This window comes from Candidatus Brocadia sapporoensis, from assembly GCF_001753675.2.
Lineage (GTDB): Bacteria > Planctomycetota > Brocadiia > Brocadiales > Brocadiaceae > Brocadia > Brocadia sapporoensis.
Window position 1 is genome coordinate 12562 of sequence record NZ_MJUW02000100.1, and the last position, 11914, is coordinate 24475.

9 protein-coding genes and 1 pseudogene are annotated in these 11914 nt (G+C 44.5%); 4 read left to right on the forward strand and 6 right to left on the reverse strand.

Features of this window, described 5'->3' with window-relative positions; translation table 11 throughout:
* Position 1: 1 nt before the first annotated feature.
* Positions 2–1723 carry an ABC transporter permease gene (locus BIY37_RS09340; RefSeq protein ID WP_070067601.1) on the reverse strand — a complete coding sequence of 574 codons (1722 nt, stop codon included), beginning with the start codon at positions 1721–1723 and terminating at the stop codon, positions 2–4.
* Between the two features lie 478 nt (positions 1724–2201).
* On the opposite strand from BIY37_RS09340, the pseudogene BIY37_RS14390 reads away from it, so the two are divergent.
* A pseudogene (locus BIY37_RS14390) lies at positions 2202–2933 on the forward strand (IS1634 family transposase); the annotation flags it as partial.
* 505 nt (positions 2934–3438) lie between these two features.
* Here the strand turns inward: BIY37_RS14390 and mnmE are convergent.
* From mnmE to BIY37_RS09380, 5 genes are all read right to left on the reverse strand, one after another.
* On the reverse strand, positions 3439–4839 hold the full coding sequence (mnmE, locus tag BIY37_RS09360; RefSeq protein ID WP_070067579.1) for a tRNA uridine-5-carboxymethylaminomethyl(34) synthesis GTPase MnmE: 1401 nt from the start codon (positions 4837–4839) through the stop codon (positions 3439–3441).
* Positions 4840–4855: 16 nt separating this feature from the next.
* Positions 4856–6544, reverse strand: a complete 1689-nt coding sequence (yidC, locus tag BIY37_RS09365; protein WP_070067580.1) for a membrane protein insertase YidC — start codon at positions 6542–6544, stop codon at positions 4856–4858.
* Positions 6537–6719: a Trm112 family protein gene (locus tag BIY37_RS09370; RefSeq protein WP_070067581.1), complete on the reverse strand. Its 183-nt coding sequence runs from the start codon at positions 6717–6719 to the stop codon at positions 6537–6539. Before BIY37_RS09370 ends, yidC begins: the two co-directional genes overlap by 8 nt.
* A 98-nt stretch (positions 6720–6817) precedes the next feature.
* A complete protein-coding gene (locus tag BIY37_RS09375; protein ID WP_070067602.1) occupies positions 6818–7588 on the reverse strand; it encodes a segregation and condensation protein A in 771 nt (256 codons plus the stop codon).
* A gap of 88 nt (positions 7589–7676) precedes the next feature.
* Positions 7677–8306: a site-2 protease family protein gene (locus BIY37_RS09380; RefSeq protein WP_070067582.1), complete on the reverse strand. Its 630-nt coding sequence runs from the start codon at positions 8304–8306 to the stop codon at positions 7677–7679.
* A 283-nt stretch (positions 8307–8589) separates the two neighbouring features.
* Here BIY37_RS09380 and BIY37_RS09385 point away from each other — a divergent pair.
* The 3 genes from BIY37_RS09385 (at position 8590) to BIY37_RS09395 (ending at position 11564) form a co-directional block, all read left to right on the forward strand.
* A protein-coding gene (locus BIY37_RS09385) for an IS3 family transposase (protein ID WP_420886190.1) occupies positions 8590–9709 on the forward strand; the annotation gives its coding sequence in 2 pieces (ribosomal slippage) (positions 8590–8853 and positions 8855–9709; 1119 coding nt in all).
* Positions 9710–9901: 192 nt separating this feature from the next.
* Positions 9902–10876: a KpsF/GutQ family sugar-phosphate isomerase gene (locus BIY37_RS09390; protein WP_070067584.1), complete on the forward strand. Its 975-nt coding sequence runs from the start codon at positions 9902–9904 to the stop codon at positions 10874–10876.
* Positions 10877–11039: 163 nt separating this feature from the next.
* Positions 11040–11564, forward strand: coding sequence for a KdsC family phosphatase (locus tag BIY37_RS09395; RefSeq protein WP_261340847.1), 525 nt, complete (start codon positions 11040–11042; stop codon positions 11562–11564).
* Positions 11565–11914: the final 350 nt, after the last annotated feature.

Consider the following 11914-nt stretch of genomic DNA (forward strand, 5'->3'; position numbering starts at 1 on the left):
GTTACCCCATTCGATATTTTTCATCAGCGAGTTTATAAAGTCTCCTCCAGAAGAGGCGATTGATTAGTATCACGGCTAAAATCATGCTCAGAGTGGAGGCCAGAAGCAAGGGATAGTCTCCTTTTGCGGTTGCTTGCGAGATGAGCGAACCTATGCCTGTTGCAAACAACGTCTGCCCGCCAAAGTTAACATACTCTGCCACGATGCTGGCATTCCATGCGCCGCCGCTAGCTGTGATTGCTCCCGTGATGATGAAAGGAAACAGTGCTGGCAAAATAAGCGTACGCCATGTTTCCCAGCGCGAAAGTTGCAATATGGAAGTTGTGTTTTTCAGGTCTTGAGGAATAGCGCTTGCTCCTGCAATGATATTAAAAAGCAAATACCATTGTGTACCCATTAACATGAGGAAGACGGCGGCTATATTCAGTCCGCCTGTTACGTCGATGAAGATAAGCAGTATGATGGGAAATATAGCGGTAGCCGGTACTGCCGCTGTTACCTGCACAATGGGCTGGAGTATTGCGGCAACACGGCGATTTGTTCCGATTGCGACACCGACGGGAATGGTCCACAACAAAGCAATAACCAGCGATAAGCTCACGCGCAAAAATGTTGCAAAAGCGCCAATCCCAATTTGTGCCCATTGGGTTGACGGTATTAAAACCAACATGAGCACGGCCCGATAACCGCCGTACAGCAAAAGGCCACCAGTAAGCGAATAAAAAATGCCTATCTTCCAGTTGCGTTTCGATGTTTTAACTTCTGTGTATAACCTCATTGGTGCACGACGAATGATCCAAAGGTCAAATTGCTCGTTTACTTTGAGAAGGACGGAACGTATCCACAGAAATAAGCGGGAAGTATGTACTGCGTCGTAAAACCAGGATGTCGGTGGCTGGTCACTCTCTACCATTTCAACTTTGAAGCGGTCTGACCAAGCCAGAAGCGGACGCCAAACGAATTGGTCAAGCGCTACGATCGTAAAAATTAAAGCGGCTAAACCAAGAGCAATGCAGTAAAAATTACCCTGATTAGAGGCTTCCTGAAGATATGCGCCTAAACCAGGCAGACGGAAATCTTTTGACCCAACGGTAAAGATTTCTGACGCCATGAGGAAAAACCAACCGCCCGCCCAGGACATAACGCTGTTCCAGATAAGTCCAATCATCGCAAAAGGCAATTCCAGTCGTTTAAAACGCATCCATGTGTTTAAGCGAAAAATGGAACTTGCTTCGAGCAGTTCCCTTGGAATTGTAGTAAGCGATTGATACCAGCCAAAAGTCATGTTCCACGCCTGACTGGTGAATATTAATACGACAGCCGCCAATTCTGCTGCAACACGCTCGGGCAAGATAGCACTTAACCCCAATAAAACAATCGGCAGGAAGGAAAGGATTGGTACACTCTGTAAAACATCCAGCAGAGGCATAAGGACAGATTCTGCGTGACGATTGTAAGCCGCGATGCGCCCGTAAGTGAGTGTAAAGAGCAACGAGAGGATATAAGCCCCAAACATTCGGCCCACGGAAAGCAATGTGTACCAAGGCAAGGCAAAAGGATTGAGTGAAATTTGCGGACCTTCAATAATGAGCGGCGAATCAAAGGAAAGTCGCGCTCCCCCGTAAAGCAGCACAGCCATTAACAAAATAACAATTACATCTCCCCATGTAAAAGGGCGCTTTATACGCTTTTTCGGTGGTAAGGTGTTTTGAAGTAGTCCCATATTCTTCTCCAAACTAGAACCCAGCGCCATTGGTACGCAGGGCAGAAGATCGATTTGCTTTGGCAAAGCTGAATCAGCCTAATATTACCAGTTGGCTGGAATTTTGTATCGTGATGTGATCAGGGTTGGATAGAGAAATGGTATGCATATCTCTCCTTTGCTTTTCTTAAGATATCCAAAAACCTTCCTCTATCTTCATCGTCAAAGAACATTCTGTTCCTCTGATTGCCTCTTGGTGGGTATGACGAAAAACACATTCAAATTCCAATCATAACGATCTTGCTATAATCCTTCATTGTATCTATTCATCAGAGTTTATCAATGGAAATCTGAAGGTTTGATCGTATGTCGTATATATTATATGGCTAGCCCGACTTTCGCAATTCGCGTACAAGAGCGTTTGTTTTTGGGCAGGTACCGCCAGGAAATTTTTGATTAGTGTAGGGCGGATTTTCAAAAGGCCGCCTGTGAAAATTCTCAGCAAAAATCGGAGTTCTACGTCTATGTGGAAAGCCATGGCCATGTAGCCAGGGAGCGTTCCCGGCGTCGCCGCAGACTCAAGCGTCTGTGGGCAAGTCTGCACGGACTTCGCAATCGAAAGAGCATCACGCGTGATGACCTGCTGATGCATATCGGGGCGTTAAAGAAAGAAGCCGGGCGAGACTTTGGGCTGGTTCGTATCTCTCTCCCCAATCCGCAAGAACCGGTGAATGAGAACACGTTCCGGTTCCGTTTGGATCGAGAACGCCTGCGGCGAACGTTACGGCGTGAGGGACGCTATCGGCTTCGTTCCAACATGCAGGCCCCTTCGCCTAAAACCGTCTGAGAATCGTATCTACTTTTGATGCGTATTGAGCAGGCATTTAAGGATTTGAAGGGATCGCTTTCCATCCGTCCCATATGGCACCAATGGGAAAAGAGAATGGATGCCCATATTTTTGTTTCCTTTTTGGCTTTTTGTCTCTACACCACGTTGCGAAATCTTGCGCGTGGGCAAGCCACAGGGCTGATATCCGAAGCCATTTTGGAAAAAATGTCGAACATTCAAATGATTGATGTTCACTTACCAACCACGGATGGTCGTCGCATTGTCATGAGCCGCTATACACAGACAGAAAAGGATGTTTCTCTCCTTTTGGCACAATGGGGATTATCGCTTCCCGAACAACTGCCGCCCAAGATTTATGCATCAGGACAGATCGGGCTGTAGTGCCGACCTTTTTGTACGACCCCTTGAATTTGCTAACTTAGCGGCTTGTATACCCCCCCGAATTGCGAAGGTCGGGCTAGTGTCTGAACGAAAACTACCAAAAATATCATTTTGAGCGGAGCGAGAAATCTTTTGAGCATTGAAGTTGTTGGGTTTGAAGGTTTCTCCCTTCGGTTGAAATGACAAAAGTATATGTTTTCGTTCAAACATTAACTACTGCGGCTTTGTGGGAGACAGTCTGATGTTGTCCAAATTTAGCTATGCCGTCAGAAGGCTATGGCATAAATGGCTGAATTGGTGCAGCCGGAGGAAGGGCTTTGATTAGAATGAGTTTAAAGATCTGCTGAAAAGACGTACGTTGCCGAAACCCAGCATTGTGAAAGATTACAGCCGAATATATTCTTCTACTTAATGAATCTGTATGAAGAGCCGTGTGCAGGAATTCTGCATGCATCGTTCTGTGTGGAATGGCAGGAGTAATCCTGCCGTCTACTCGACTATAACCTCACTTTCCGATACAAAATTCAGAAAATATTTTCGATAAAATATCTTCTGTTGTAACGGATCCCAGCACCTCACCTATGGCATCTATTGCAGCACGTACGTCTAATGCAATAAATTCGTGGCTTTCATTACGCTGTGCCGATTCCACAGCACATTGAACCGATTGGAGAGATCGCTGAAGGGCATCCTTTTGACGCATACTCATGAGACTCGGAATAGCATCTATCCTGCCGCCAAGGATGGCCTCCAACAACAGCCCCTTCAATTTTTCCAATCCTTCACCGGTCTTCGCAGAAGTATATACAACAGGATACGTTGCAAGCTCCGGTGGCAATTCAAAATGGGAACTTGTTCTTTTTAGATCGGATTTATTGACTATGATAATCGTATTGGCAGTCAAGTTGTCCACCTTTATTTCCAGGAACTGTTCACTCAAATCGAGACTGCCGTCAAAAACAAACAATACAATCTGTGCCCTTTTCAGAATGGATTGCACCGTTTCTGTCAATCCTGCTATCTTATTATTTTTCGCGTCTTCCACTCCTGCCGTATCCGTCAATTTAAAACAAATCCCGCCTATCTCTAAGATATCGGTAACCACATCCCGTGTCGTCCCCGGGATATCGCTAACGATCGATCTTTTCTTCCCTAAGAGGGCATTTATCAGACTCGATTTCCCGACATTGGGTTTGCCATACAAAACAGTTTCAATCCCTCCCTGAGAAATCTTGCCGGTTTCTGATGGACGTAAAAGACGGGAAATGGCCGTTCTTAGCTCCTCTAGTTGCCGGATAATTTCATTCGCCGGTATCAACTCAATATCCTGATCTGAAAAATCAATAGCTGCCTCTATTTGTGCACACAGAGAAACTGCCTTGTCCTGTACCTGCCGGATCTGCCGTGATAGGTTCCCTGTTAATTGTGCAACCGCTGCTGTTAACTCAAGGTCTGTCTGTGCACGGATGATACGCATGGCAGATTCGGCCTGTGCCAGATCGATCCTTCCGTGTAAAAAGGCGCGTTTTGTAAATTCCCCCGGCTGTGAAAATCTGATACCGTTTTTCATTCCATTTCTTTCTGACAACAGAATGTCTAAAAGTATTTCCAGAAGCGGCGGAGAACCAATGGTATGAATTTCTACCACATCCTCTTTTGTGTACGAATGGGGTTTTTTCATAAGGTACAGGGATACAGGAATATTGATACGTTCCTTTGAAGAATGAATATATCCTTTTACCGAACTGTAGGATGGAATATCTTCTAAACTGATGTTTGTGGCTGGAGCAAAAAGACTTTTAACACATGGAATGGCTTCCGATCCGCTGATCCTGATGATTGCGTGAAATGATCTCCCCGAGGGTGTAGAAACAGCAACGATCGTATCCTGAATTTCTGGATACATAAAAGAATCCGGCGTGTTAGGTTCTTATCTTTTTAATGGTCTTTCGGATCACGATACCCTCGATAATACTGAATATGGTGCTTGTTGTCCAGTAAATCGTGAGTCCGGAGGGCATGTGATAGAGGATGAAAGCGAACATAATCGGCATAAACGACATCATCTTCTGCTGGGCTTGGGCCTGCGGGTCTGTTGCCGGGGCTTTTGGGGTAACCTTCATCTGGACAAAGGAAACTCCGGTCATAATTAATGGCAGGATATTGAGGGCGCTCCCAATGAAAGGAATGGTAAAGGGGAGCGTCAACAGGGTATCCGGCGCGGAAAGATCATTGATCCAAAACATGAAGGGCGCCTGTCTCATTTCAAAAGAAAGCTGCAGGGTGCGGAAGAGCGCAAAAAACACCGGAAGTTGCAAGAGCATGGGCAAACAACCGCTCATCGGGTTAACCCCATATTTTTTAAATAACAACATCTGCTCTTTTCCCATTTTCTGTTTATCATGCTTATATTTTTCCTTCAGCTGATTAATCATCGGCTGCAACTGCTGCATTCGAAACATAGAAACCTGACTTTTCCTGGTAAGAGGGAAAAGAATGGCTTTAATGATAATCGTTAACAGGATAATGGAAATACCGTAGTTGGGAATTACCCGATAAACGGCATTTAAAAATGCCAACAGCATCTTGCTGATTACAGTAAACCAACCGTAATCCAGAAGAACATCCAATGTCTCATATTGTTTCAGGATTTGCTCTTTTTTCGGTCCCATAAAATAGATATACCTGTGTCTGGCAGTCTCATGTGGTGGAATCCGAAATTTGTTCGTTTGTATCATTACCATAAAATCAGCGAGTTCTGCCTTTTCATTCGTAAGCACTCCTTCGGCATTCAATGCCTGCGCATTAACCGATGCAATCATATCGCTGGAGGCAGGCTGCAGGATCGTAGAGAAATACTTGTTTGTTGACCCGGCCCAGACAATACCAACCGATTCATTTTTAGAAGGTAATTCCTTCGGCGCCATCTTTAGTAGCTTTGTCCTTTTATTTCCCATATCCACTCCCAATACCGCCGCAATGTCCGTGGCAGGCACGCCTTCATGGGTGATCAGTGAGGATGCGATAATGCTGTATGATGCAGCGGTTTCAGCGTCGGTAGTATTTTCTAAGGCAACTTCCATACTGATATGATATTTGTCAGAAGGCATGGTAACGGTTTTAACAAGATTCATTTCTTTGTTTAGCTTGGTGGAAAATATGATCGTGTCTTTCCCCTGTTCAACGATCTGGTATCGCTGCCGAAAAAAATCCGGCTGCTGAAGAATGGCATCAATGGCAAGAGGGCGGTATTCTGTGTTCACGTCCTCTAATAAATCAAGGATCTTTTTTGCCCCTGCATCTTTGAAGTGTTTCAGTTGAATCGATTTGAGCGCCGCCCCTTCGTTCGTCCATACCGTTCTTACGAATTCATTTTCAAGAACGACTTCCTGAGTCGGAACATCCTTCTGAGGCTCAATAGTCTTCTGGTCTGGCAACGACCGGGTCGCTTCGGCAGTCTTTGCCTCCCGGCTTTTTTGCGGAACGATTTCTTCTGGTATTTCTTCGGCAACTTTAGCCGTTTTAGACGAGAGCAAGGGTAATATAAAGGGGTAATACAATATCATAGTTACCCCACAGATAGCCACCGCAATAATTGCCTTTTTATCCATGAATCTTTTTTGGTCCCTCCGGCAACTCAGCCTCATCAATGAGCATAACAGGAATATCGTCTCTTACCGGATATCGTCGCCCGCATGTGGTACACACAATTCTGTCACCTTCCAGACGGACATCTGTCTTGCAGAGAGGGCAAGCTAGAATATTCAGCAATTCTTCCGTAATCATTGGTAAATTCTCCAGGAAATTATCATAAGCGTTGCATGGTAACAAACTATCTCAGGAATTTCAAATTAAAACTACGATCTGAAAAATATGGTTTCTCTTCATGCGGAAACTTCCCAGTTGTTTTGTTCAATCAACTGTTCAGGAGAGATGGAAATATAAATATCTGCATAGTTTACCGGTTGTTCAATCTTAACTCTGTTGAGTCGAACCAGTTCCAGCAGGGCTAAAAAGAACCCGACAATCCGTTTTCTTTCACGCATTCCCTCAAAAAGTTCCGTAAAGGAAATCGAAGAATAAAGGCGTACCTTTTCGATTACATCATTCATATATTTCTTTATTGGAGTGTCATCATACGTTACTTTCGTGGATACATCAAGCGATAGCTGCTTCATGAGTTGAGAAAACCTTTGCAAAAGATCCCACACCCTGATACCCTCCAACGGCAGTTGCTCTCCTTTCTCTTCTGGCATTTCTATAATGGGCTCTCTGGGTATTCGTGAGCACTTTTTTTCCCACTCAGCAGCACGGTCAGCCAGGATAAACGTGCGCTCCTTGTACCGTTTATACTCCAGCAATTGTTTTACCAGAGATGACCGCGGATCTTCCACTTCATCATCATCTTCTTTTAATTCCGTACGGGGAAGAAGCATGTACGACTTCACATACATAAGCGTAGCCGCCATCACTAAAAAATCGCCAACAATGCTCATATCCAAAGACTGTAAGGCTTCTACGTGCTGTAAGTACTGATCGGTAATCCGTGCAATGGGGATATCGCAGATATTAACTTCCTCTTTTTTAATCAGGTACAAAAGCAAATCAAGGGGGCCGTTATAAACATCCAGATCTACTTTATATTCGTTTGTCATTTTGCGTACGCTGCGGATAATACGGTATAGAGAAGTTTTTTTCAGTTCACAGGGGGCAAATTTATACAAGTGCCTCTGCTCCCTTAAACTACAGTCCCGTAAACAATCTGAGAAAATACTGTATCGGTGGGCCAAGGATGGTGCTTAAAATCGGGATACCAGCATAATTCCCCATAATAATCAGCCCCAGCAGAATAAAAGGGCCGTAGCGCTCGATTTCCTTATATTTCTGCGCCATTGCATAGGGCAGCAAGCCTTCAAGGATGTGAGAACCATCGAGAGGAAATAAAGGAATCATATTAAAAAATGCCAGCGAAAGATTCATAGCAATCCCCGACAGAAGCAAATTAAATAAATTGATAGATACGTTCATCGGTATGAACGTTGCATTACGCAGAAGTTGAAAGACGACACCAAATAAAAAAGCAGAAACGAAGTTAGAGGCAGGGCCTGCAAAGGACACGATCATGTTATCCCGGCGGGGGTTCTTAAAATTATAAGGATTGATGGGAACTGGCTTGCCCCACCCAAAACGCGCAAAAACAAAACACAATGCCCCAAGAATATCGATATGAGCAAGGGGATTGAATGTCAACCGTCCCTGAAGCCTTGCCGTTGGGTCGCCAAGCTTATTTGCCGTCCAGCCGTGAAAATACTCATGAACCGTAAGCGCATAGAGTATTGCAGGGATGGAAATGAGTAAATTATTGAAATCCACTGATTGTTCACGCCCTCTTTTTATTCATGCAATCCGTATAAACGGAGGACATCCTAACACAATAAAAATGTGTTGTCAAGCGCAGAACAAGGAATGGATCGGTTCCCCAGAGAAAGCCGTTCTTTTCTCTTGAATGTTGCAGGAATGACTACTATAATTGGTTTGGCCGGGTCTAAAAATTCATCGATCCCGTTTCATCGATTATAATGGACTGGCTTTTTCAGACCAGTAACTAAGATGCAAAATGGTAAGATAGAAAAGAGAAAGGGGGTGGGGCTGGAAAATGCGAAAGAGTTTTGATAAGGAATTTATGGCAAGGGTGGCATTGGAGGCAATAAAGAAAGAAAAGACGATAGCAGAGATATCGTCGCAGTACGAGGTACACCGGACGCAAATAACAAAATGGCGGAAGCGGGCGTTGGAGGGGATAGTGGGGATATTTCAGGGAAAGGAGGGGAAGGAAGTAGGGGACAAGGAGAGAGTAATAGATGAGTTGTACCGGCAAATAGGGCAACTGAAGGTGGAGAACGAGTGGCTCAAAAAAAAATCTAGAGAGATTGGGAGTTAAAGAGAAGAGGGGGTTGATAGAATCAGATAACAGGGAAATAAGTGTACGCAGGCAGTGTGAGCTGATAGGCTTAAACAGGTCGAACGTGTACTATGAGCCGGTGGTGGTGACAGAAGAGACAGTACAGCTAATGAATCGAGTAGATGAGATATTTACGGAATATCCCTTTTATGGGAGTCGGCGTATACAAGAGGCGTTAGAACGTGAGGGTATATGGGTAGGTAGGGAACGAGTGCAGAGGTGTATGAGGGAGATGGGATTGCGGGCGATATACCCGAAGAGGAGTCTGAGTAAGAGGCATCCTGGGCACAAGATATACCCCTATCTTCTCAGAGATAAGGAAATTAGCCGTCCGAATGAGGTGTGGGCGACGGATATAACGTACCTGAGGCTGAAACGAGGATTTGTATACCTGACAGCAATACTAGATTGGTATAGTCGTTATGTGTTGTCGTGGCGTATAAGCAATACGATGGAAGTGACATTTTGTGTAGAGGCCTTGGAGGAGGCATTAGAGAAGGGTAGGTCGGAGATGTTTAATAGTGACCAGGGTTCGCAGTTTACGAGCGATGAATTTACGGGGGTACTGTTAAGGAAAGGGATCGCCATCAGTATGGATGGTCGTGGTCGTGCGTTTGATAACATTTTTACGGAACGTCTTTGGAGGAGCGTGAAGTACGAGGATATTTACATAAAAGAGTATGATGCTTGTCGTCATGTGCGCGAGGGATTAGAGAAGTATTTTGAATTTTACAACAACAGGAGGTATCACCAGGCGCTGGAATATAGAACACCGTATGAAGTCCATTTTGGAGTTTCCTGCGAGGATAAATGAGTGAATGGCGATGGTGGTGCATGGAAAAATCGCGGAGTGTGCAGAAGGGTAACTCCAGTCGCCCTACGGGCTCCTTCCGTTACCCTTCTGCACACTCTAATTGATGCATTAATGCATCTATAAATTAACAATAAATGGTCTTGACAAACCCGTCCACTTTAGATGCACGACTTTACAGAGTGAAAAAACCTGATGAAAGAAAAACTTCTGTCAGATATTGATTTTGCTAAAGAGGTACTCCTTCTCGAATCGGAAGTAATCAAAAACCTAATCAGCCGCCTTGATCAGAGCTTTCAGTTGGCCGTCGATCTGATTTTTACCTGTAAAGGCCGGGTCGTAGTTACCGGCATTGGAAAGGCAGGAATTATTGGACAAAAAATCTCAGCTACCCTGGCCAGCACCGGAACGCCTTCATACTGGATTCATTCTTCAGAGGCAAGGCATGGCGATCTTGGACGCATCGTTTCGGAAGATATCGTTTTGGTGCTTTCGAACAGCGGTGAAACCGAGGTTGTTACCCTCTTGCCCTTCGTGAAACAGATCGGGGCTAAAGTGCTTGCCATTACAGGAAATAATAAATCTTCCCTGGCCAAACACAGCGACGTTGTCCTTGACCTCGGGAAGATTGAGGAACCGTGCCATTTAGGATTGGCCCCGTCGGCAAGCTCGACCGCCATGCTCGCGTTCGGCGATGCTTTGGCTCTTACGATATTTAAAAAACGAAATCTCCGGAAGGAAGATTATGCCTTCTATCATCCCGGGGGGGAACTGGGTAGAAAATTGCTTACCGTAGAAATGGTCATGCGCAGGAATGAAGAGAACCCCGTCGCCGATGAAGACATGCCATTGCTGGACGTTCTTGCTGTTATGACAGAAACAGCAGGCAAACCAGGCGCAGTGAGCATCGTCAATAAGCAGAAGAAACTCGTGGGATTTTTTACTGACGGAGATCTGAGAAGACATTTGAAAAACGGCATCTCATTCTTGCATTGCAGCGTAAAGGAGGTTATGACGCAATCACCCAAGGTTATCCATGCCCATTGCCTCGTCGCCGAGGCATACAAAATACTCAAAGATTACAAAATTGATCAGCTTCCCGTAGTAGATGATTTCCACACACCCATCGGAATCATCGATGTGCAGGATTTACTTGCGGTGGGGTTTTAAATTTTTCTTTTGGACGCTGATGAATGCAGATTATCAGGATCAGAGACTAACAAAATACCGGCGTTTGTCTGCGAAAATCAGCGTTATAAGGTAACTTGCTAGTATAGGAATTTTCATTTTATTTAAGCTGGTTTTAGGATGGCATGGACAAACTTGTCTGTCCGTGTTTAACTTGATAAAAAATATAAAGCTCGTCATCATGGATGTAGATGGTGTATTAACGGACGGCACTATTTACCTTAATACCCAAGGCTATGAAACCAAAGCATTCAATGTACTGGATGGCACCGGTATCGCGTACCTCCGCCGCGCCGGCATCAAAACCGCCATTATCAGCGGAAGAAACTGCGATGCGGTAATCCACCGGGCAAAGGAATTGGGTATTGAGGATGTTTACCAGGGGGTTAAGAATAAAATAGATGCTTACAAACAATTACTGGAAAAATACGCGTTCAGTGACAAAGAAATATGTTATATCGGCGATGATCTTATAGACCTCCCTGTCTTCTATCGTGTTGGATTTCCCGTTGCCGTGGCCAATGCCACTCCGATGGTTAAACAGTGCTCAGCCTATGTTACCAAGGTAAGGGGTGGGCAGGGCGCCGTGAGAGAGGTTGCAGAAAAGATACTCAAATATCAGGATAAATGGCATCTTATTATGGAACGGTATCAGAAACCTGCTACATAGAACGAGAGATAAAAATCGTGAATTAATGAATTAACCAAAATAAAAGGCTGAAAATTATGCAAACGGCATTAAAGAATCGTGTCAAAAAAACGATAGATGAACTGTCGGGGGGGATAAAATAAAACGGCATGTTAGCAAATAACAAACTAAGTTTATGGATGTAATTACAACCCTTTTATTGGACTATATAACATACCCTACGTAGAGGTCACCATATTAAGCGCCTTGCAGATGGTGGGGAAGATACCTTAAAAATACTGCTTGCCTTTGCCCTATTCATCATAGGAAAATAGATTAAATAGCAAAGAATTTTAGTAACAATTTAGTTCTTTAAAAAACCCTCTGTATGA